Consider the following 22,177-nt stretch of genomic DNA (forward strand, 5'->3'; position numbering starts at 1 on the left):
TCACTCCGACACCGCCGTGTAGCGCAGGAGTTCGCCGTCGTCCTCGTCCGGCTCCTGCGGCTCGGAGACGTCGACCTCGACGCCGGGCAACGCGGCGACCACCCGGTTGGCGGCCTCCTCCGACAGGTAGTGGTGGTGCAGGTCGAGGGCGGTCAGGTGGGTCAGGGACTGCCCGGCCAGCAGCGCGGCGAGCCCGTCGTCGCCGAGGGTGCCCAACGACAGGTCGAGCCGTTCCAGCCGGGGCACCACGGCGGCGGTGGCGAGCGCGGCGGCGAGATCGTCGGTGATGTCGGCGTTACGCAGCCCGAGCCGGCGCAGCGCCGGGAAGACCTTGCCGGCCAGCAGTGGTTCCAGATCGGCCACGGTGGTGTTCCCGCCGTAGTCGTCGGTGCCGAGCCACAGGTCCAGGTCGGTCAGCGCGGGCAGCTCCGAGCTGAGCACCGCGCCGACGAACTCCCGGGACAGCCCACCGGTCTGCACGGACAGCCTGCGCAGCCGGTCGTGGCGCACCGGGGAGAAGGTGAAGTCCTCCCCGCCGCGTACCCGCAGCACCTCCAACTGCGGGTACGCGGTCAGCAACGGGCTGACGTCGCCGACCCGCATCCAGGAGACCTCGCACTCCTCGGAGGTCATGTCGCCGAGGAACAGGGCCCGCAGCCGGGGCAACCGGGGGGCCGCCGCGCAGAGCTGGGCGATCGGGGCGTGGTGGAACGCCGCGTATCCCCAGGCCCCGACGACCAGCGCCTCGACACGGTCACCGACCTGCTCGACGAACCGGTCGAACCGGTCCCGGAACTGCGCCGACAGGGTGTCCTGCCGGGTGTTCCCGTCGAAGTGCCAGTCGGCGATCCGCCAGCAGACCTCGCCGTTGACGACGGGCAGCGGCCCGTCGGCGGGGAACTCGACCACCGGCCGGCCGGCGAACGTCTCTGCGTGGGAACCGAAGCTCATCGGCGCTCACTCCCCGACCGCGGTGAACCGGTAGATCGTGCCGTGGTACTCGTCGGGCGTCTGCGGGTCGTCCAGGTCGACCTGGACGCCGGGCAGCGCGTCCACCAGCCGCTGTGCGACCTCGGGCGAGAGGAAGTGGTGGTGCAGGTCGAGGCGGCGCAGGTGGGTCAGCGGCTGCCCGGCCAGCAGCGCCTCGGCGCCGGGGTCGGTCAGCACCCCCATCGACAGGTCGAGCACCTCCAGCCGGGCCACCACCGGGGCGGCGGACACCGCCTGCGCGACGAGGTCGGCGAACTCGGCGTTGCAGACCGCCAGGTGCCGCAGCGCCGGCAACCGGTCACCGGCCAGGATGGCGGCCAGATCATCGGTGCCGGTGTCGCCGCCGTAGTCCTGCCGGCCCAGCCACAGGTCGAGCCGGCGCAGCGCGGGCAGGTCGCAGTCGCCCACCGCGCGGGTCACCCCGGCCGGCAGGCCGCCGGTCTGGAAGCCCAGCTCCCGCAACCGGGTGTGCCGGACCGGTTGCAGGCTCAGCTCGTTGCCCCCGCGTACCCACAGCACCTCCAGCTCGGGGTAGGCGGTCAGCAGCGGGGTGAGGTCGCCGTGGGTGAGCCAGGAGATCTCGCACTGCTCGCTGACCAGGTCGGCCAGGAACACCGCGCGCAGGGCGGTCCAGTCCTTCGCCGCGTCGGCCAGCAGGTCGACAGGCAGTGCCCGCTCGTACGCCGAGCCCCACTCGCCGACGACCAGCGCGCGGACCGCCTCGCCGGGAACCTCCGCCCGCAGCGCCGCGACCAGGCCGGCGAACTCCTCCGGGTCGGCCTCGAAGTCCTCGACCTCCAGCCGCCAGGCGACGGCCGACGGGTCGTCGGGCAGCGTCATCCCCGGTGTGAAGGGGACCACCGGCATTCCGGCGAACGACGACATGTGCGAACGGATCACGCCTACCTCCGGCTCGACTGGTGCGACAGCGGCGCGACCGTAACAGGGCCGCCCGACAAGATGATCAGCGCCGGTGGAGCCGGATCGTCCGCGGGCCACCGGGTGTGCCCGGCCGGTGACGCTTTACAGACAGGGCCGGGTGTGCAACTGTCGTGTCAGCGCTCCCACGGCTGTCCATGCTCGGATACCCGGGGAGTCCTCTCGTGAGAAATCGCACCCGGTGGGCGGCGTCCATCGTCGCCACCGCCGTCACCACCACCCTCGTCGCCGGTGTCGTCACCGCCGTCTCGGCCCAGGCCGCCGCCGGCTGTCAGGTCACCTACCAGGTCGGCGCGCAGTGGGCCGGCGGCTTCACCGCCGCCATCACCATCAAGAATCTGGGCGACCCCGTCGACGGCTGGCGTCTCGGCTGGACCTTCCCGGCCGGGCAGACCGTCACCAGCGCCTGGGGCTTCACCGCGAGCCCGGCCAGCGGCAACGTGGTCGCCACCAACCTCGACTACAACGCCGCCATCGCCACCAACGGCAGCATCGACGTCGGGTTCAACGGCACCTGGACCGGCAGCAACCCCAGCCCCACCGCCTTCACGCTCAACGGCACCGCCTGCACCGGATCGACCACCCCCACCACGGCTGCGCCGCCCACCACCCCGCCGGTGACCACTGCGCCCCCGACCACGCCACCCCCGACGACGCCGCCGGTGACCACCCCGCCGCCGACCACGCCCCCGGCGACGGAGACGCCGACGGTGGCGGCGGACGGCAGCGGCAGGTACCGCACGGTCCAGGCCGCCATCGACGCCGTGCCGGCGAACAGTTCGAGCCGGGTCACCATCACCATCAAGGCCGGCACCTACCGCGAGGTCGTCCGGGTGGCCTCGAACAAGCCCAACATCACCCTGCGCGGGCTCGGCTCGTCGCCGTCGAACGTGGTGCTCGTCTACCACAACTCCGCCGGCACCCGGAAGCCGGACGGGACGACCTACGGCACCTTCAACAGCGCCAGCATGTTCGTCGACGGCGCGAACTTCGTCGCCGAGAACCTCACCATCTCCAACGACTTCGTGGAGAACTCCTCCGGGGTCGACCAGCAGGCGGTCGCGCTGCACCTCAACGCCGACCGGGCGGTGCTGCGCAACGTCCGGTTGCTCGGTGACCAGGACACCTTCCTGGTCAACGACAAGACCCGGGCGTACGTGGTCAACTCCTACGTGGAGGGCACCGTCGACTTCATCTTCGGCGGTGGCACGATCGTCATCGACAGCACCTCGATCTACGAGAAGCGGTCGACGGGCGGGCCGATCACCGCCGCCCGGACACCGGCCAGCAAGACGTACGGGATGCTGATCTACCGCTCGACGATCACCGGAGCGACGAACAACACCACCCAGCTCGGTCGTCCGTGGGGGCCCGACGCCCAGGTCCTCTACCGGGAGTCGTCGCTCAGCGCGACCATGAAGACCGCCCAGCCCTGGATCGACATGTCCGGCAACGTCTGGCAGAACGCCCGCTTCCGCGAGTACCGCAACACCGGCCCCGGCGCCGGCACGAACGGCAACCGCCCCCAGCTCACCGACGCCCAGGCCACCACCTACACCCCGCAGCGCTACCTGGCCGGCACCGACGGCTGGAACCCCCTCTAACAGAGCCGTTGATCAAGAGGTTTACGTCAAGTTGATCACGGTGGATGACGTGAACCTCTTGATCAACGCGTCGAGCCGGGGTTGGCAGTGGGTGGGTGTGGATGGTTCCGAGGGATTGCAGAAAGTTTGCTGCAAGGTATTGCAGAATCTTGCAGGCGTCCTGCATCGTCTTCTCCACCGGACAGTCGTCCACACCCACCAGTGCCTCTTCGACCCCCGGAAGCAGGTCCACTCCTGATGTCCACACCCCGCGTCCCCCGGGGAACCCGTCTGCGACGGGGTCTCCTCGCCCTCGCTGTCACCGCCTCCTCCCTCGCCGCGCTGAGCGCGCTGCCGGCCGCCGCCCCCGCGACCGCCGCCGTCGCCCTCAACGACAGCGAGGTCACCGCCAACCTCTGGGAATGGAACTGGCGTTCCGTCGCCTCGGCCTGCACCGACCACCTCGGCCCGGCCGGCTACGGCGCGGTCCAGGTCGCCCCGCCGCAGGAGTCGGTCAGCCTGCCCACCAGCCCCGACGGCGTACACCCGTGGTACGAGGTGTACCAGCCGGTCTCCTACCGGCTGGAGAGCCGGTTCGGCACCCGCCAGCAGTTCGCCGACATGGTCACCACCTGCCACGACGCCGGCGTGCGGGTGTACGTCGACGCGGTGGTCAACCACATGGCCGGCGCCAACAACCCCGAGTCGGTAGTCGGCTACGCCGGCACCGACTTCTCCGGACCCGGCTACAGCTTCCCCGCCGTGCCCTACGGCACCGGCGACTTCCACCGCCCGGGTGACAACTGCCCGACCTCCGGCGCGATCAACGACTGGAACAACGAGGCCCAGGTGACCAGCTGCGAGCTGCTGTCCCTGACCGACCTCTACACCGAGAAGGACAGCGTCCGCACCAAGATCGCCGGCTTCCTCAACGACCTGATCGGCCTCGGCGTCGACGGCTTCCGGGTGGACGCGGTCAAGCACGTCAAGAAGGACGACTTCGCCGCGATCCTCGGCAAGCTGCGCAACACCACCGCCGAGAACAAGCGTCCGTACGTCGCCCAGGAGATCTTCGACGGCGCCGGTAACGACGCTCTCAAGGCCCGCGCCTTCATCGGCAACGGCGACGTGCTCGACTTCGGGTACGCCAAGGGCCTGAAGTCGGCCTTCCAGGGCTCGATCGCCAACCTGGCCAACGTCGGGAGCTGGAATCTCGACGCGCCGAGCGCGAACGTGTTCGCCATGGTCACCAACCACGACCTGGAGCGCGACGGGGTGGTGCTGTCCTACCGCGACGGCAGCGACTACGTCCTGGCCAACTACTTCGCGCTTGCCTACCCGCACGGCAAGCCGTCGGTCTACGACAGCTTCTCCTGGTCCAACCGCAACCAGTCGCCGCCTGCCGACGGCAACGGCTTCGTCGCCGACGCCGTCTGCGGCAGCAGTTGGAACTGCCTGACCCGGTCCACCGGGATCAAGGGCATGGTCGGCTGGGCGAACGCCGCGAGGTCGGTCCGGACCGTCTCCGACTTCACCGTGGTGAACAGCAACGTCATCGGCTTCCACCGGGGCGACCGGGCCTGGATCGGGATCAACGACTCCGGTTCGGCCAGCACCGCCACCTTCACCACCGGCCTGGCCGACGGGTCGTACTGCGACGTGATCTCGGGGGCGCGCGGCGCGGCCGGCTGCACCGCAACGACGGTGACCGTCACCGGCGGCCGGGCCACCGTGCAGATCCCCGCCAACGGCGCGGTGGCGCTGCACGTCAACGCGAAGGGCGGCAGCACGCCGACGCCCACCGCGACCGCGACACCCACGCCCACCGCCACGCCGACCCCGACCGCCCCCGCCGGTACGGTCGCCACCACCTTCACCGTCACCGCGTCCCTCGCCGGTGACCAGGACGCCTACGTGGTGGGCAGCGTCCCGGCGCTGGGTTCGTGGGCCCCGGCCGGCGCGGTCAGGCTGACCGCCCAGGGCGGTGGGGTCTACCGGGCGGTGGTCGACCTGCCGGCGGCCACCACTGTGGAGTTCAAGTTCGTCAAGAAGACCACGGCCGGCGCGGTGACCTGGGAGTCGGGGAGCAACCGGACGCTGACCACGCCGACCGGCGGCACCGCGACGGTCACCGACACCTTCCGGGGTGACCCGGCCGGCACCGCGGCGGGCGCGTCGTTCACCGTCAACGCCACCACCTCGTACGGGCAGAACGTCTACCTGGTGGGCAGCATCGCGGCGCTGGGCTCGTGGAACCCGGCCAACGCCGTGGCGCTCTCCTCGGCCGCCTACCCGCTGTGGCGGGCCACGGTCACCCTGCCGCCGAACACCACTGTCGAGTACAAGTACCTGAAGAAGAACCCCGACGGGACGGTGACCTGGGAGTCCGGTGGCAACCGCAGCGCCACCACCGGGTCCACCGGCGCCTGGAGCGCCAACGACACCTGGTGGTGACGTCGGGCGGGTGCGGCGGCCGGTCCCCTTCCCGGGGGTCGGCCGTCGCGCCGTCGGTGCCGGGGCGCCGGTCCGGCGCCGACGGCGGTGGGGTACGGCCGGATCGGCGGGGATACGAGGTTGACGGACGTCGATGCATGCTCGTATCGTCCAGGAAAGCGCTTTCTCTCCGCCGCCACCCCCACCGCCCACCGTCGGAGGTACAGCCTCATGCGACCGTCCCGCCAGCGTCGGCTGGCCCTGCTGTTCGCCGCGGTGCTCGTTCCCGTGACCGCCCTCCTGGTCGGACCGGTCGCCACCGCCTCCGCCGCCACCCTGTTCAGCGACGACTTCACCGACGGGGACACCGCCGGCTGGTCGAAGTCGGGCGGCACCTGGGGAGTCGTCACCGACGGATCCCCGGCCGTCCGGCAGTCGAACGTCGGCAGCGAGAACGCCCGGCTCTTCACCGGCAGCATCGGCTGGACCGACTACCTCGTCCAGGCCAGGGTGAAACCGCTCAGCCTCGGCCCCGGCGGCCAGGTCGGCCTGCTGGCCCGCGCGGCCGGGTCGACGCGCTACTACCGGTTGGCGCTGCTGCCCGGCGACCAGGTGCAGTTGCAGGCGGTGAACGGCGGCGCGGTCACCGTGCTGGCCGGCATCTCCCACCCCGTGGCCACCGGCACCTGGCACACCCTCGCCGTCGAGGTCACCGGCGGCACCGTGCGGGGCCGCGTCGACGGGGTCTTCGTCGGCGAGGTCGCCAGCTCGCTGATCGGGGCCGGCCGGATCGGGTTGCAGACCGCGTACTCGTCGGCGTCCTTCGACGACGTCCTGGTCAGGAACGCCGACATCCCGCCGACCACACCGCCGGCCCCCACCCACACCCCGCCACCGAGCCCCACCCCGCCGGCCACCACCCCGCCCGTGACCCCGCCGGCCACCACGCCGCCGGCCGGGGCCGTCGTACTGGTGGTCGCCACCGACGGCGACGACGCCAACCCCGGCACGCCGGCCCGGCCGCTACGCACCATCCAGCGCGCGCACGACCTGGCCGAGCCCGGCACCACCATCGCGGTACGCGGCGGCACCTACGCGCCGACCAGCACCATCAAGATCCTCAAGGACGGCACCCCGGGCCAACCGATCACCCTCACCGGCTACCAGGGGGAGAAGGTGGTGATCGACGGCGAGAACATGCCGTACACCCCGGGCGCGGTGGGTTCCAGCATCCCCCGGGCCGACCGGGGTGCGCTGCACGTCGAGGGCGACTGGTGGCGGTTCGTCGGCCTGGAGATCGTCCACGGTCCGTACGGGATCTTCGGCGTCGACACCAACCACGGCAGCTACGAGCGCCTGATCACCAGGGACAACTACGAGTCCGGGCTGCACCTGCAGGGCGCGTCCAGCGACAACCAGATCATCGACCTGGACAGCTACGGCAACCGCGACCCCCGCAAGAACGGCGAGAGCGCCGACGGGCTGGCCATCAAGGAGGGCTCCGGCACCGGCAACGTGGTGCGCGGCGCGCGGCTCTGGCGCAACTCCGACGACGGGTTCGACGCCTGGCTTTTCCTGTCGCCGATCCTGATCGAGGACAGTGCCGCCTACGACAACGGCTACAACTACTGGAACCTGCCCGACTACGCCGGGGACGGCAACGGCTTCAAGCACGGTGGCGGCAACGACCCGCGTCCGGCCGTCGACCATGTCACCCGCAACAGCATGGCCTGGGGCAACTCGGCCGGCGGATTCATCGACAACGGCAACCCCGGCACGCTGGTCTTCGAGCGCAACACCGCGTGGCGCAACGGCAAAGCCGGCTTCGACGTGTCCCGTTCGACCTCCCAGCTCCGCCGCAACCTGGCGGTCGGCAACACCCCTGACGTGTCGCTCGGCTCCTCGACCGGGGCCGACAACTCCTGGAACCTCGGCGGCAGCTGGCCGCTGGTCGGCACCGACCCGTCGACCATCACCGGTCCCCGGGCGGCCGACGGGTCCATCCCGCCGTCTAACTTCCTGCGCCCGGCCAACGGTGCCGACGTGGGCGCCCGACTCTGAGCCACCTGTCGGCCGTGCCCCCGCCCGCACCGTCGGGAGCCCGGCCGCCCCGCCCGCCGACCGGGACCGGTCCACCGGTTCCGGTCGGCGTGGTCGGGGCCACCTGGTAGGGGCGGCGCGGTCGGCCGGTGTCCCTGAGGCGGGGCTCAGCGTCCCTGGAGGGTGCGGACGTTGTCGCCGAACGTCCAGCCCTTGGACCCGTCCCAGTTCACCGACCAGGTCATCAGCCCCTTCAGGCCACCCCGGTAGGTGTTCCACGCCTGGGCCACCGAGGCCGGTGCCAGGTAGCCGCCGCCGGCACCGGGCTGCGCGGGCAGGCCGGGCACCTGCTTGTCGTACGGGACCCGGATGGTGACGCCCTGGACGACCAGGCCGGCGTTGAGGCAGTCGGTCTGCGCGGTGAAGCCGGCCACCGTCCCGGCGGGGTACGAGTCACCGGCGCAGCCGTACATGCTGCCGTTGTAGTACTGCATGTTGAGCCACCAGAGCCGTCCGTTGTCGACGTACCGCTTGATGACCGGCAGGTACGCGCCCCAGATGGAGCCGTAGGTGACGCTGCCGCCGGTTACGTACGCGGTCTCCGGGGCCATGGTCAGGCCGAAGCCGGCCGGCATCTGGGCCAGCACGCCGTCGATGATGCGGACCAGGTTCGCCTGCGAGGTGGACAGCCGGGTGATGTCCCCGCTGCCGGTCAGCCCGGTCTCGATGTCGATGTCGATGCCGTCGAAGTGGTACCGCTTGAGGATCGGCACCACGGTGGCGACGAACCGGTCGGCGACGGCCGCCGAGCCGAGGTCGATGCCGGCGGTGGCCCCGCCGATCGACAGCAGGACGGTCAGACCGGCGGCCTTGGCCTGGCACATCTCGGTGGGGGTGGGCACCCTGACGGTGGCGTCCATGCCGTCCTCCCATAGCACCGTGCCGTCGGCGCGGATCACCGGGAAGGCGGCGGTGACCACGTTGTAGCCGTGTCCGGTGATCCGCGCGTCGGTGAGGGGGATCCAGCCCAGCGGCGGGTGGACGCCGTTCGCCGCGCCGTCCCAGTTCTCCCAGTAGCCCTGGAGCACCTTGCCGGTCGGCCGGGGCTTCAGCGCGCAGCCCGTGCCGTCGGGCGGCGGTGTCGTCGTGCCGGGGGTGGCGGTGGGTGTGGATGTCGGGGTCGGCGGGCGGGTGGGCGTGGCGGTGGGGGTCGGCGACGGGGTGGGGACGACGGTGGGTGACGGGGTGGGGGAGGGGGTGCCGGTGCAGGCGCCCAGGTCACGCCAGAGCGCGGGGACGGCGGCCGGGTTCCAGCCGGCGCCGGCCGGCGGGGTGTGGGTGACCAGCGACTCGTAGAGACGGCCGAGATAGCTGACCCGGGTGCCGGCCGGGTAGCTGACGCCCTCGGCCCAGGCCGGTGCGGAGCAGGCCACCAGGGCGCCGGCGTTACCCGTGGTGGTGGTCGGCGCGGCGAAACCGTTCGTGACGGGCAGTGCGGCGGCGAGCAGTACCGCACCGGCCAGCACGGCCGTCGTCGCAGGTCGAAGTCGCATGACATACCTCCTCGTCGATGGCGGGAGGTTATCAGTTAACTTTGTTAAAAGTAAATGCCTGACTGCCGGTCAGGGGACCGGGTTCCAGCCGTCCGTGCCGGCCAGGTACCGCTGCGGGGTGTAGGTCGAGGCCTGCGCGTCGGTCAACTGTGGCCGGTCGGTGGTGACCGTCGACCCGGGGCCGCTGTTGCGGTACTCGAAGAACCGGGCGTCACGCCACGAGAAGCCGGACATGTCGCTCCACGGGGAGTCCTTCACGTGCGCGCCCAGAACGCTGTCGCGGAACACCGCCTGCCCGATCGCGTCGACGTTCCCGCTCGGGTGCCACGGCCGACCCAGGTGCACGCTCTGCGCCGCCGCCGAGTCGGTGGTCAGCGTGCAACCGGTGAAGAGCAGGCCGTACGGGTTGCCGATCATGGTGGACGGGGCGGTGACGTACCCGTTGTTACTCGTCGAACCCCGGTCGAGCGACCGGATCTCGCAGCGGTCGAAGACCCCGGTGCCCCGGCCGAAGACGAAGTCGACGTCGCCCTCGACGTAGCAGTCGCGGAAGTACGCCCGGCCGACTGCGTCGACGCTGGCGCTGTTGTGGTAGAGCGTGTCCTGGTTGCCGAGGAACCGCACGTCGTCGAAGACCAGCCGGTCGGCCCGGGTGAGCACGGCCACCGCCTGCTCGGCGCTGTAGTCGTGCGCCGCCTCGTCGAAGTCGTTGGCGAAGGTCAGGTGCCGGGCGGTGAAGTCGTTGCCGTCGACGGTCACCGTGGCGCTGCCCGAGGTGCCGTAGGTGCCGCCGCCCGGCTTCGGGGTGCCCGAGGCGTTGTCGTAGACGATGACCACGTCGCGGGCGTCACCTGTCGACCCGACGAACGACACGTACGGCTTGTTGGCCGGGACCGACACCACCTCGCGGTAGGTGCCCGGCTCGATGGTGATGGTGTGTCGGCGGGTGTTGCCCGTCGGCACCGCGTCCACCGCCGCCTGCACGCTGGTGAAGTCCCCGCTGCCGTCCGGGGCGACCACCGAGGACCCGTCGCCCGGCGCGGTGCCGGTCGGCGTGGGCGTCGGGCTGGTCGGTGGCGGGCTGCTGGGCGGCGCGGTGTCCGTCGGCGAGGCCGTCGGGCTCGGCGAGGCGACGGTCGGGGTGGCGGTGGGGGTCGGCGGCGCGCTGGTCGGGGCGGTGTCGCCCCGGGTCACCACCACGTCGTCGAACCGGGCGGTGGCGTACGCGGTCTGTACGCCGATCCGGCCGGTCGCGGTCAGCGTGCCGGTGCCGGTGCCGACCGGGACGCCGTCGACCCAGCCGCGTACCACCGTGCCGGCCACCTCGATCCGCAGGGTGTGCCAGCTCCCCACCGTCACCGGGTGGGACACCGTGCCCAGCGGGGTGACCCGGCCGCTGCGTACCGCTTCCAGCCGGACCTGGTCGCCGGGGAGCACGGCGAGCCGGTAGTAGCTCGTCGCGCCACTGGCCCTGGCGAGCAGCGCGACCAGGCCGTTGCCGGGCAGCGTCAGCGGCTTCACCCGGGCCTGGACGGCCTGGTCGGCCCAGGACGCGTCGCCGGCGAAGAGTCGGGCGTCGGTGCCGTCCCTGGCCTGCTGCAACGCCGGGCTGTCGTCGGAGACCACCGACCAGGTGCCGCCGGACCGCGACCAGCCGGCGAGGTCGCCGCCGGAGAAGTCGTCGCTGAACAGGGTGGCGGCGTGGGCGACCTGTGCCCCGCCGAGCGGGGTGAGGGCCAGCAGCGTGGTGGTGAGCGCCGCGACGGCGGCGGCGAGCAGGCGGCGGCTTCTGCGCATGGCGGATGAACCTCCGGGGACGGGGTGGAGGTGGGCAACGGTGCGTGAAAGCGCTTTCCTGGCGCACCGTAACCCCGCCCACGCACGACTGTCAATGCGTTCGGGGTCGGGGGAGAGATGCCGTCCAGGGCCTGCACGCTCCTGCTGGGAGGTCTTCCTCAGTCCGCGCCGAGGGCGGCGGCGAGGCGGACGAGGCTCGCCGGGGCGGCGGGCTCCCGGGCGACCCGGGCGAGCACGTCCCGGCCCGCCGGCCGGTGGCGGATCTCGGCGGGGGCGATCCGGTCCGCGTCGACCAGGACCCGGCCTGCGCTGACCGGGTCCGCACCCTGGAGGTAGGCGCGGGCCGCGTCGACCAGGTGCGCGGCCCGGTGCTCGACGGGTAGCCACCGCCAGCCGTCGCGCCGGGTGACCTCCTCGTGCCGGGTCACCGCGCCGTGGGTGTCGCCCAGTTCGACAGCGGCGGCGGCTCGCGCCACCGCCACGGCGGTCGGCCCGAAGCCGGTCCGGTGGTGGTCCTGCCCGTCGCCGACGGGGGCGGCCAGGGTGGCGGCCTCGTCGAGCAGGTCGACCACCGCCGCGCCGTCCCCGTGGCTGGCGGCAGCCATGGCCGCCTGGAGGAGCAGCGTCCCGCACAGGGACAGCTCCGCGGGTGCGCCGCCTTCGATCTCCGGCGGGGCGATCCGGTACGCGGCAGCCAGCATCGCCGACTTCGCCACCCGGGCCTGGCCGGACGCGCGCAGCACCTGGCCGAGCTGCACCGCTGCGGCGGCGACCAGGGCCGGGTCACCGGCGGCGGCGCTCATCGCCCGGTCCACCGCCAGCCAGGCCAGGTCCGGTACGGCCAGTTTGACCAGCAGCGATGCGGTGATCCGGTACGTCTCCACAAGTGCCGCCCGACCCGCCGGATCCGCCGCGTGGCTGCGCTCGACGTCGGCCAGCAGCCCAGGCAGCAGAGCTGCCAGCTCGGGGTACCGGGCATGCTGGAAGGTCGTCCAGGCGTGTGCGACCTGCCGCGCCACCTGGCCGACGGGCGGCACCGGCCGCCCGCCCGCCGGTCGGGCCAGCGGAACGTCGTACCGGGACAGGGCCACCCGGATCCGCGCGACGTCCGCCGCCCGCCCGGTCACCTCGGCCGGCTGTACGTCCCGACCGAGCAGCACCGCCGGATCGATCCGCAGCACGGCGGCGATCTCCTGGAGCGTCGACATCTTGTCCAGTGTGCGGACACCCCGCTCCACCTTGTCCACCCAGCTCTTCGACTTGCCCAGCCGGTCGGCGAACACCTGCTGCGACAGGTTGCGCCGCCCCCGCCAGTACGCCACCCGCCGACCCACCGGCAACACCTCGCTACTGTCCACGACGCCACCGCCGGTCGGGCACCGCCCGGGTGGTCTCCTCGGCCGGTATCCGTTCGGCCTCGGCCTGCGCGAGAAGCCGCTGCTTTGCTTCCTCATGTTCCGCCGCCTGGATCTGCTCACCCCGGCTCGCCACCGGCTTGTCGCCCTGATCCCGCATGCTGCCTCCATCGATAGGGGCGCGGCGGCACGCTCCTGGAATGACATCACGCCGCGTCCTGCGTCGGTCACCCACTTCAACGAGCAGGTGACCGAAACACAGGCTGTAGTGACTCAGGGTAGTTTCACAGGTGCGAATGGTGCGATTCGTAGATCGCTTCTCGCCACCTCGGACGCGCCGTACCAGTCAGCGTGCGCCGTCCATCAGCTTGGTCAGCTCCGCCAACTCGTCAGTCATCGCGCGACGGCGACCCGCGACGATGGTGTCCACGATGTCCCCCGCGTACCGCTGCTGCCGCAGCCAGGTGGGCGCGGTGTCCCGCAACTGCGACAGCACCGCCGTCGCCTTTCCATACCGCCGCAACTGCGCATAGGCCCAGGCCAGATCGAGTCGATGCCGCCGCCAGGCCGAGGTGCTGATAGTGGGCACGGGCGGCACCAGGGCCGACAGTTCCAGCACCCGGCCCGCGTCCCCCGCCACGGCCGCGGCCTCCGCCCGCTGCATCTGCACCTTGGCGGTGTCGAAGCCGCCCACCAGCATCAGGTGATCCGACGCCGGCACCCGCTCGCCGATCCGTGCCGCGGCGGCAGCGGCGACGCCGATCAGGTCCGCCGCCTCGTCCGGTCGGTTGTCCCTCGCCTGCGCGGCGGCGGCACTCAGCAGCAGCCACCCCCAGCCGGCCAGCTCGGCCGGGGTTGCCCGGGACAGTCGCGGCTCCACCTCGTCGGCGGTCGCCACTGCCAACTCGGCCGACTCACCGATACGTCCCTGGCGCATCAGCAGCCAGCACATCGTCCGGATGACTGTGGCAGCCACCACCCGGTCCCCGGACCGCCGGGCGGCGTCGAGCGCTCCCGACAACGCCGTCTGCGCCAGGTCGTCGGCCCGCAGTTGGATCAGGAGACCACCCGCCACGTGCTGGGTGCGGGCCAGCAGGTCATACGCGGCATCCTGCCGCTCGCTGCCCGCAAGACCGACGGCGGCGTGCACGTTCACCAGCAACGGCGGCACCACCCGCAGCGCGACCGCGTAGTCACCGGCGTTGTATACCCGATCGGCGGCGTGCAGGTTCCGGCGCAGCGTGTCGAGGTCGGGCGGCTCGTCCATCGGTAGCACGAGGGGAGTGCCGTCGATCCCACGCACCGGGGCCACCACGCGGCGGATCTCCGCCAACGACAACTGCCGGTGACCCGGCTCGCCCTGCGCGGCGGCCTGTGACGCGTCACCCAGCAGCGCGGACGTCGACACCTCCAGGGCGCGGGCGAGGGCATGCAGCGTGTCGAGTCGGGCCGCACCGCGGCTGCCCTGCTCCAGCTTCCGGATCACCTCGACGCTGACGCCCGACCGCTCGGCAAGCTGCTCCTGGGTCAGCCTCGACTCACGCCGGATTCCCGCGAGCCGCTCACCCACCGTCGGTATGGCCATGGCCTCTCCCGCCAACGCAACGAGCAGCCGCCAGCCTCGCCCGGTGGCTGCCAGTTCGGACGGTACACCCAGCGTCGAGCGCAGGAAGTGTCCGGGTGCCTACCCTCCGCGTCCATCCTCTGGGTCTGTCGACGTGGCGGTCAGTCCTCGGTCTGGGGGCCGAGCAGGCGGATCTCCTCGATGTCCAGGGTCGCCTGCACCTCCCGGAGCACGGTGTCGTCGATCTCGTTGTCGTCGCGCAGCCGGGTGACCTCGCGCCGCTTGTGTTCCAGCACCCCCAGCCGCAGTTGGGCGTCCAACTCCTGTGCCCGGTCGGCCTCCTGCCCGCCGCCGGCCGCCGTCACCAGGTCCAGGTGCCGTTGGTAGTCGGCGCGCAACCGGTCCACCATCTCCGGATCGACCTCGAGGTCGGCGGCGACGTGGGGCAGCGCGGTCAACGCCGCCTCGGTGGCCCGGCGGTGGGCGTGCCGGACCTCGTCGCCGCGTGCCTCGTCGCCGCGCAGGCCGGCCCAGCGGGCCACCACAGGCAGGGTGGTGCCCTGCACCAGCATGATCGACACGATCGCCACGGCGGTGCAGAAGATGATCAGATCGCGTTCCGGCACCGGCGCGTGGGTGGTGGCCGTGGTGACCGGCACCGCGAGGGCGGCGGCCAGCGACACCGCACCCCGGAAACCCGCCCACCCGGCCGCCACCCGGACCCGCCGGCTCACCTCGGCCCCCCGGCCCACCACCGGCAGGCCGTACGAGAACAGTTGCAGCCACGTCAGCCGGACGACCACCACCATCAGGGTCACCGAGGCGGCGATGGCCACGGACCGCACCAGCGAGGTGCTGGTCACGTGGTTCACCGCCCGGGGGATCTGCATCCCCAGCAACACGAAGAGCGCGCCGTTGATCAGGAATGTGGACAGGTCCCAGAAGGCGTACGCCAGCACCCGGGACCGGGCCCGGATCACCCTCGGCCCGGCGTACGACAGCAGCAGCCCGGCGACCACGACGGCGAGCACCCCACTGGCGTGCACCACCTCGGCGGCCAGGAACGCGGCGAACGGGGTGAGCACGCTCAACGCGCCCTCCCGCAGCGGGTCGTCCAGCCGGCGGCGGATCAGCACCACCACCAGGCCGACGGCCAACCCGGCGGCGATCCCACCACCGGCTGAGCCGACGAACCGGCCCAGGAACCCGAGCACCCCCGGCGCGGTGCCGCCGACGATCAGCCCGACCGTCACCGAGAACAGCACCAGCGCGGTGCCGTCGTTGACCAGGCTCTCCGCCCGTAACGTGGTCAGGATCCGGCGGGGCATCCGCTTCGCCAGGCCGGCGACCGCCGCCGCATCGGTGGGGGCGAGCACCGCGCCCAGCACCCAGGCGGCCTGCGGGCTCATCCCCAGCGCCTTGGCGACCAGCGCCACCGCCACCATGGTCACCACCACCAGCGCCACCGCCAGCGAGGCGATCACCAGCAGGTTCGACCGGATCTCCCGCAGGCTGATCACCAGGCTCTCCCGGTAGAGCACTGCCGGCAGGAAGAGCAGCAGCACCACCTCGGGTGCCAGCACCACCTCCGACAGCGGCGGCAGCAGCGCCAGCAGCCCACCCATGGTGATCAGCAGCACCGGCGGGGCCACCCGGTACCGGCCGCCGATGGTGGTGCCGACCAGCACGGTGGCGGCCAGCACCACGATCAGGACCAGGACCTCCACGGCACCCCCCGCCTCCACCCGACATGCTGGTACGAAGTCGGCGGCGACGCGGGGGAATCCGGGATCTACCCGCCGTGGCTCAGGTGACCCGGGACGGCTCCGCCGGCAGCTCGGCCCAGGCCCGCCGCTCGGCGACGTCCCGCAGCCGGTCCATCGCGTCCCACACGTCGACGTGGCGGGTGTAGAGCGCCGCCGGGCCGAGCCGCAGCCGGTCGGGCACCCGGTAGTCGCCGACCACCCCGGCGTCGACCAGGGCGCGGGAGATCCGCAGCGCCTCCGGGTGGTGCAGCGACACGTGCCCGCCGCGTCGGCGCGGATCCCGGGGGGAGGCGAGCCGGAAGCCGTGCGGGACGAGCCAGGCGTCGGCCAGCTCGATGATCAGCTCACCGAGCCGTACCGACTTCTCCCGGACCCGGTCCATCCCGGCGTCGGCCAGCACATCCAGGGCCGGGTCGAGGGCGGCCATCCCGAGCACCGGCGGGGTGCCCACCAGGAACCGTTCCGGGCCGGGCGCGGGATCGTAGCCGGCACCCATCCGGAACTGGTCGCGCTGGCCGAACCAGCCCCAGATCGGCTGCCGCAGCGACTCCTGCAACTCCCGCCGGACGTAGAGGAAGGCCGGTGCGCCGGGGCCGCCGTTGAGGTACTTGTAGGTGCAGCCGACCGCGAGGTCGGCACCGGCGGCGGTCAGGTCCAGCGGCACCGAGCCGACCGCGTGCGAGAGGTCCCACAGCACCAACGCGCCGACCCGGCGGGCGGCGGCCGTCACCGCCGCCACGTCCAGCAGCGCCCCGCAGCGGTACGACACCGCCGACAGCACCACAAGCGCCACGTCCTCGGTCAGCGCCGCCGTCAGGGTGTCCTGGTCCAGCCCCTCGTCCAGGTCGGAGGGGAGTAGCCGCAGGGTGTGCCCGCGCTGGGCGGCCAACCCCTCCAGCAGGTACCGGTCGGTGGGGAACTCCTCGGCGTCGGCCAGGATCGTCCGCCGGCCGGGCCGGGCGTCGAGGGCGGCGGCGGCCAGCTTGTAGAGGTTGACCGAGGTGGAGTCGGAGACGATCACCTCACCCTCCCGGGCGCCCAGCGCGTGGCTGGCGATCCGGTCGCCGATGCGGCGCGGCCACTCGATCCAGGTCGGCCAGCTCCGCACCAGTTCGGTGCCCCAGCCGCCACGCACCAGGCCGGCCAGGTGGTCGGCGGTGGCGGCCGGCAGCCGGCCCAGCGAGTTGCCGTCGAGGTAGAGCAGGTCGTCCACCACGAACCGGTCGCGTAGTCCGGCGATCGGGTCGGCGGCGTCCCACTCCTGCACGACCTGTCGGGACGTCTGCTCGGCCATGGTGTCCTCCCTCCGCCGGGGTCACCCGGGTCGATGCAGGCTAGCCGATCGGCCCGTCGACCCGGTAACGGCCGGTGGGCCGCCCACCCCGTACCCCGGCCAGGTCAGCCGACCGGGACGGTGGCGGTGACGGTGGCCTGGTCGATGTCGCTGGTCCGGACGGTGAACCGGATCGTCCACTCACCGCGCGCCGGCAGGCTGATCTCGGCACTGCCGTGGTGCGGCTCCGGGCTCTCCACCGGTACGGCCATCGGTTCGATCCCGGCCGACGGCAGGGCGAGGCTGACCGTCCACTGGACCACCGGCAGCGGCTGCCCCTGCGGGGTGTAGACGTAGGCGTGCAACGAGTTCGGCACGCCCACCCGTACCGGATAGATGTCGAACTGGAGGGTGTAGTGACCGCTGGTGAGGGTCTGGGCGACGCCCTCGCGGCTGGCGCGGGCGGCCTGGGTGTCGGCGGTCCGGCCGGGCGGGGTCTGCACCAGCACGGCGGTCAGTGCCAGCACCACCGCCGTGACGGCGAGTTCCACCCCGGCGGCCCGCGCCACCCGGCGGGGTCGGTCGGCGGCCCGACCGCCGCGCACCATCCGCCGCTGCCCGGCCGCGACGCCGAGCACGGCGGCGAGCAGCGCCGCCTTGGCGCAGAGCAGCCGCCCGTAGCCGGTGCCGAACAGCGCCGCGGGCCGGCCGAGTTCGATCGCGGCCTGCCCCACGCCCGAGGCGACCAGCCACCCGACCGCGATGGTCGCCCACCGCGACCAGGCCGGCAGGACCCGGGCCAGCACCCGCCGGTGGGTGCCGGGCAGCAGGAACACCGCCAGGGTGAACAGCCCGCCCAACCACACGCTCATCCCGGCCAGGTGCACCACGTCGGCCAGGATGCTCACCGGCGGCAGTGGTGAGGCCACCGGGTGCCCGGCCAGCGGCCAGGTGACCAGCCCGACCAGGCCCACCACCGCCAGCACCGCCCGCCGGCCGCGACCGGCCCGCCCGCCGGCCACCGCCGGCAGCAGCACGGCGGCGAGGCCGGTCAGCGCCAGCCGGGCACCCAGCACCGGCCCGATGTCGCTGCCCGCCACCGCCGTGAGGTCGCCGCGGGACAGGCCGCCGACCGGCACCCCGACCATGTCCGCGGCCTGCGCCACCCAGGACCCGGCGGTGCCCACGGCCACCAGGGCCAGGCCGACGTACCCGGTGGTGGTCACCGCGCGCCGGCGACGACGGCGGGGCCAGCGTGCGGCACCGAGCAGCGTCGGGCCGACCGCCAGCACCAGGCCCAGGTAGCCGACGAACCGGGCGGCGGGCGTCCACGCGCCGGCGGGCCGCTCGTCCACGGCCACCGGCTCCGGGGGAGTCGCCGACGGCGCACCGGCGGAGTAGGCGAAGCTGCCGGCGACCGGGTGGCTGTCGGCCGAGATCACCCGGTAGCTGACCAGGTAGGTGCCGAGCGGCCGGTCCGGCACCCGCACCGGGATCCGCAGCGTGGCTCCCTGCGCGACCGGATCCCCGGCGGTGACCCGTCGCCCGTCCGGGCCGAGCACCTGCACCCGGCCGACGACCGGGGAGACCGCCTCGCTGAAGACCAGCACCACCTCGCCGGGTGGGGCACCGATCACCGCGTCCCGGACCGGGCTGGTGGCGACCAGCGCGGCGTGGGCGGCGGCCGGCGTCGCCGGGGTCAGCGGTACGGACAGCAGCGCGAGGAGCAACCCCAGCAGCACGGCGGAACGGGTGGTACGCACACACAGTGGTTCGTATTTCGTGATCACATGGTTCAACCGGCGGTGGAATGATCTGCCTCGCCGGTCGGTCGTTGGTGCAGGGCGAGGGTCAGCAGGAGGCGGGCGTCCGGGTCGTCCAGGGCCGGACCGAACAGGGTGCGCAGCTGCCGCATCCGGTAACGGACCGTCTGCGGGTGGGTGTGCAGGTCCTCGGCGACCGCGACCACCTGCCCCTGCCGGCGCAACCAGCCGTGCAGGGTCTCCGCCAGGGCCTGCCGGGTGGACGGTCGGAGCCCGGCCAGCGGGGCCAGCACGAGGTCGGCGAGGTGTCCGGCCAGGCCCGGCTCCCACGCGGTGAGCAGGGTGAGCAGCTGGTCGTCGCAGGACACCACCGGCTCCGGGCCGAGCGCGCCCTGCTGGTGCAGGGTCAACGCCCGGCGGGACAGCCGGTACGACAACCGCGCCCGGTGCCGCGGCACCGCCGGCCCGAGCACCGCCCGCCGCCCGGCCAGCGCCTGCCGGGCCCGGTCGAGCCGACCCGGGGTACCGGGATCGGGCAGCACCACCCGGACGGCGTCGCCGATGACGGCGGCCACCGCGCCCGCACCGATGCCCCGGGCCAGGTGCTCGGCGTCGGTGCCGTCCACGCTGAGCACCGCCACGGTCGCCGGCAACGGCCAGCGGGCCGCGTCGGCGGCGGCGTGCAGCACCGCCTCGGTCGGCGGATCGGGCTGCACGAGCAGGGTGACCAGGCGACGTCGGATGGTGGCCCAGTCCTGGGCGGTGTCCCGCTGCTCGTCGAGGAACCCCTCGGCGGCGGCACCGGCCAGCGCGTCGGCGTAGCCGAACAGCGCCCCGGCGATCACATACAGGTCGGCGGGTGCCGGGCCGATGCCCCCGCCGGTCGGCGCGGTGGCGGGCCCGGCCTGCCGGGTGGCGACCCGGGTCGCTGCGGTGGCGTGTTCCACCAGGAAGGCCCAGATGTCGCGGGCCCCGAGGGTCAGCACGGTGCGTAGCGCGTCCACCCGGTGGCCCTCGCGGTACTCGGTGCGGCCCAGGGCGTGGAACACCTCCCGGGTGCCGGTCAGCTCCCGGCCGGGGTCGGCGACCGCGTCGACGAAGGTGTCGACGGCGGTCTGCACCCCCAGGGCCAGCCCCTGCCCCTGTCCACCGGTCAGCGACCGGCCCTGGGCAGCCATCGCGGCCCGGACGGTGCCGAGGATCCGCTCGTGCAGAGGCCCGCGCAGCCCCCGCAGGTGGTCGCCGACTGCAGGTGCGAGACCGGCGAGGCCGGGCGCGATGTCGAGCAGGGCATCCGACACGGACGGCCTCCCTTTGTCATCCAGGTGACAACTACGGAGGCGGATTCTGCGCCCCGGCACTGATAATTTTGGCACCCTCGTACGTAGGGTCGGCGGATGGACACGGATGTCATCGTGATCGGTGCCGGCCTGGCCGGCCTGGTCGCCACCGTCGAGGCCGCCGACGCGGGCCGTCGGGTGCAGCTGCTCGACCAGGAATCGGCGGACAACCTCGGTGGGCAGGCCTTCTGGTCGTTCGGCGGGCTCTTCTTCGTCGACTCGCCCGAGCAGCGGCGGATGGGCATCCGTGACTCGGTCGAGCTGGCCTGGCAGGACTGGACCGGCAGCGCCGCGTTCGACCGGCCGGAGGACCACTGGCCGCGCCGCTGGGCGCAGGCGTACGTGCACTTCGCCGCCGGGGAGAAGCGGGCCTGGCTGCGGTCGATGGGTCACCGGGTCTTCCCGGTGGTGAGCTGGGCGGAGCGGGGCGGGGGAGCGGCCCACGGGCACGGCAACTCGGTACCCCGGTTCCATGTCACCTGGGGCACCGGCCCCGGCGTGGTCGAGCCGTTCGCCCGGCGGGTCCACGACGCCGTCGCGCAGGGCCGGGTGACGCTGGCGTTCCGGCACCGGGTCGACGAACTCGTCACCACCGGCGGCGTGGTCACCGGGGTACGCGGCGCGGTCCTCGCCCCCGACGACGCGCCGCGCGGGCGCAGCAGCTCCCGGGAGGTCGTCGGCGACTTCAGCCACGGCGCGCAGGCGGTGATCATCACCTCGGGTGGCATCGGCGGCAACCACGACCTGGTCCGGCAGGCCTGGCCGGCCCGGCTCGGCACCCCGCCGACCCGGATGGTCGCCGGGGTCCCCGCCCACGTCGACGGGCGGATGCTCGCCATCACCGAGACCGCCGGTGGGCAGGTGATCAATCCGGACCGGATGTGGCACTACACCGAGGGGCTGCGCAACTGGGACCCGGTCTGGCCCGAACACGGCATCCGGATCCTGCCCGGCCCGTCCTCACTGTGGCTCGACGCCACCGGGGCCCGGCTGCCGGCGCCGTTGTTCCCCGGCTTCGACACCCTGGCCACCCTGCGGCACCTGCGCGCCACCGGCCACGACTACAGCTGGTTCCTGCTCACCCAGAAGATCATCGAGAAGGAGTTCGCGCTGTCGGGCTCCGAGCAGAACCCGGACCTGACCAACCGCAGCGTACGGCAGGTGCTGCAACGGGTCCGGCCGGGCGCACCCGGGCCGGTGGAGGCGTTCAAGCGGCACGGGGCCGACTTCGTCGTCGCCGACACCCTGCCGGAGCTGGTGGCCGGGATGAACAAGCTGGCCACCGAGACCGGCGGACCGCAACTCGACACCACCGCGCTGACCGCCCTGGTCGAGGCGCGCGACCGCGAGGTCGCCCACCCGTTCGGCAAGGACGCCCAGCTCACCGCGATCCGGGGGGCCCGTCGCTACCGGGGTGACCGGCTGATCCGGGTGGCCGCCCCGCACCGGCTGCTCGACCCGGCGGCCGGCCCGCTGATCGCGGTCCAGCTGCACGTGCTCACCCGCAAGAGTCTCGGCGGGCTGCACACCGACCTGTCCGCCCGGGTGCTGCGCCCGGACGGGGAACCGCTGGGCGGGGTGTACGCCGCAGGCGAGGTCGCCGGCTTCGGTGGCGGGGGCATGCACGGCTACAGCGCGCTGGAGGGCACCTTCCTCGGCGGCTGTCTCTTCTCCGGCCGTACCGCCGGTCGGGCCGCGGCGGCGACGGCCGGCTGACCGTCGGCGTTCCAGGCGTGGCGTTGCGCTTTCGACGTGGTCGTGGCGTTGCGGTTTCGGCGCGG

At 73.0% G+C, this 22,177-nt stretch carries 15 protein-coding genes; 4 read left to right on the forward strand and 11 right to left on the reverse strand.

The window, feature by feature from the left end:
• A complete protein-coding gene (locus tag AC0AIB_RS07720; RefSeq protein ID WP_328346832.1) occupies window positions 1–951 on the reverse strand; it encodes an STM4015 family protein in 951 nt (316 codons plus the stop codon).
• A gap of 6 nt (window positions 952–957) precedes the next feature.
• Window positions 958–1,890 (reverse strand): STM4015 family protein, encoded by a 933-nt coding sequence (locus tag AC0AIB_RS07725; RefSeq protein ID WP_328346834.1) that lies wholly within the window; start codon window positions 1,888–1,890, stop codon window positions 958–960.
• 203 nt (window positions 1,891–2,093) lie between these two features.
• Here AC0AIB_RS07725 and AC0AIB_RS07730 point away from each other — a divergent pair, with 203 nt between their 5' ends.
• The 3 genes from AC0AIB_RS07730 to AC0AIB_RS07740 all read left to right on the forward strand — a co-directional run bounded on the left by AC0AIB_RS07730 (window position 2,094) and on the right by AC0AIB_RS07740 (window position 8,006).
• A complete protein-coding gene (locus AC0AIB_RS07730; protein ID WP_465096308.1) occupies window positions 2,094–3,533 on the forward strand; it encodes a pectinesterase family protein in 1,440 nt (479 codons plus the stop codon).
• 237 nt (window positions 3,534–3,770) lie between these two features.
• The gene (locus tag AC0AIB_RS07735) at window positions 3,771–5,966 is read left to right on the forward strand and encodes a carbohydrate-binding module family 20 domain-containing protein (RefSeq protein ID WP_465096309.1); all 2,196 of its coding nucleotides are present in this window, start codon (window positions 3,771–3,773) and stop codon (window positions 5,964–5,966) included.
• Between the two features lie 210 nt (window positions 5,967–6,176).
• Window positions 6,177–8,006, forward strand: coding sequence for a right-handed parallel beta-helix repeat-containing protein (locus AC0AIB_RS07740; RefSeq protein ID WP_465096310.1), 1,830 nt, complete (start codon window positions 6,177–6,179; stop codon window positions 8,004–8,006).
• A gap of 146 nt (window positions 8,007–8,152) precedes the next feature.
• Here AC0AIB_RS07740 and AC0AIB_RS07745 read toward each other — a convergent pair whose 3' ends face one another.
• From AC0AIB_RS07745 to AC0AIB_RS07785, 9 genes are all read right to left on the reverse strand, one after another.
• The gene (locus tag AC0AIB_RS07745) at window positions 8,153–9,538 is read right to left on the reverse strand and encodes a carbohydrate-binding protein (RefSeq protein WP_465096311.1); all 1,386 of its coding nucleotides are present in this window, start codon (window positions 9,536–9,538) and stop codon (window positions 8,153–8,155) included.
• A 69-nt stretch (window positions 9,539–9,607) separates the two neighbouring features.
• The gene (locus tag AC0AIB_RS07750) at window positions 9,608–11,335 is read right to left on the reverse strand and encodes a pectinesterase family protein (RefSeq protein ID WP_465096312.1); all 1,728 of its coding nucleotides are present in this window, start codon (window positions 11,333–11,335) and stop codon (window positions 9,608–9,610) included.
• Window positions 11,336–11,493: 158 nt separating this feature from the next.
• Window positions 11,494–12,693 carry a helix-turn-helix domain-containing protein gene (locus tag AC0AIB_RS07755; RefSeq protein ID WP_465096313.1) on the reverse strand — a complete coding sequence of 400 codons (1,200 nt, stop codon included), beginning with the start codon at window positions 12,691–12,693 and terminating at the stop codon, window positions 11,494–11,496.
• The gene (locus AC0AIB_RS07760; RefSeq protein WP_328346848.1) at window positions 12,683–12,850 is read right to left on the reverse strand and encodes a hypothetical protein; all 168 of its coding nucleotides are present in this window, start codon (window positions 12,848–12,850) and stop codon (window positions 12,683–12,685) included. The genes AC0AIB_RS07755 and AC0AIB_RS07760 overlap by 11 nt, the downstream gene beginning before the upstream one ends.
• A 186-nt stretch (window positions 12,851–13,036) precedes the next feature.
• Window positions 13,037–14,275: a helix-turn-helix domain-containing protein gene (locus AC0AIB_RS07765; RefSeq protein ID WP_328346850.1), complete on the reverse strand. Its 1,239-nt coding sequence runs from the start codon at window positions 14,273–14,275 to the stop codon at window positions 13,037–13,039.
• A gap of 140 nt (window positions 14,276–14,415) precedes the next feature.
• Window positions 14,416–15,981: a Na+/H+ antiporter gene (locus AC0AIB_RS07770; RefSeq protein WP_328346852.1), complete on the reverse strand. Its 1,566-nt coding sequence runs from the start codon at window positions 15,979–15,981 to the stop codon at window positions 14,416–14,418.
• 79 nt (window positions 15,982–16,060) lie between these two features.
• Window positions 16,061–17,314, reverse strand: a complete 1,254-nt coding sequence (gene kynU / locus AC0AIB_RS07775; protein ID WP_465096314.1) for a kynureninase — start codon at window positions 17,312–17,314, stop codon at window positions 16,061–16,063.
• A gap of 104 nt (window positions 17,315–17,418) precedes the next feature.
• Entirely contained in the window at window positions 17,419–19,056 is a 1,638-nt protein-coding gene (locus AC0AIB_RS07780) for a copper resistance CopC/CopD family protein (RefSeq protein ID WP_328346856.1), read from the reverse strand.
• A gap of 32 nt (window positions 19,057–19,088) precedes the next feature.
• Window positions 19,089–20,357, reverse strand: a complete 1,269-nt coding sequence (locus AC0AIB_RS07785) for a PucR family transcriptional regulator (RefSeq protein WP_465096315.1) — start codon at window positions 20,355–20,357, stop codon at window positions 19,089–19,091.
• Window positions 20,358–20,453: 96 nt separating this feature from the next.
• Here AC0AIB_RS07785 and AC0AIB_RS07790 point away from each other — a divergent pair, with 96 nt between their 5' ends.
• Window positions 20,454–22,112: an FAD-binding dehydrogenase gene (locus AC0AIB_RS07790; RefSeq protein WP_465096316.1), complete on the forward strand. Its 1,659-nt coding sequence runs from the start codon at window positions 20,454–20,456 to the stop codon at window positions 22,110–22,112.
• Window positions 22,113–22,177: the final 65 nt, after the last annotated feature.

This window comes from Micromonospora sp. DSM 43699 (assembly GCF_055517075.1).

Excerpts from the sequence above, each read along its gene's own strand:
- AC0AIB_RS07720 (WP_328346832.1), bottom strand. The coding sequence starts at position 951 with ATGAGCTTCGGTTCCCACGCAGAGACGTTCGCCGGCCGGCCGGTGGTC.
- AC0AIB_RS07735 (WP_465096309.1), top strand. The coding sequence starts at position 3,771 with ATGTCCACACCCCGCGTCCCCCGGGGAACCCGTCTGCGACGGGGTCTC.
- AC0AIB_RS07740 (WP_465096310.1), top strand. The coding sequence starts at position 6,177 with ATGCGACCGTCCCGCCAGCGTCGGCTGGCCCTGCTGTTCGCCGCGGTG.
- AC0AIB_RS07745 (WP_465096311.1), bottom strand. The coding sequence starts at position 9,538 with ATGCGACTTCGACCTGCGACGACGGCCGTGCTGGCCGGTGCGGTACTG.
- AC0AIB_RS07750 (WP_465096312.1), bottom strand. The coding sequence starts at position 11,335 with ATGCGCAGAAGCCGCCGCCTGCTCGCCGCCGCCGTCGCGGCGCTCACC.
- AC0AIB_RS07760 (WP_328346848.1), bottom strand. The coding sequence starts at position 12,850 with ATGCGGGATCAGGGCGACAAGCCGGTGGCGAGCCGGGGTGAGCAGATC.
- AC0AIB_RS07765 (WP_328346850.1), bottom strand. The coding sequence starts at position 14,275 with ATGGCCATACCGACGGTGGGTGAGCGGCTCGCGGGAATCCGGCGTGAG.
- kynU (WP_465096314.1), bottom strand. The coding sequence starts at position 17,314 with ATGGCCGAGCAGACGTCCCGACAGGTCGTGCAGGAGTGGGACGCCGCC.
- AC0AIB_RS07790 (WP_465096316.1), top strand. The coding sequence starts at position 20,454 with ATGGACACGGATGTCATCGTGATCGGTGCCGGCCTGGCCGGCCTGGTC.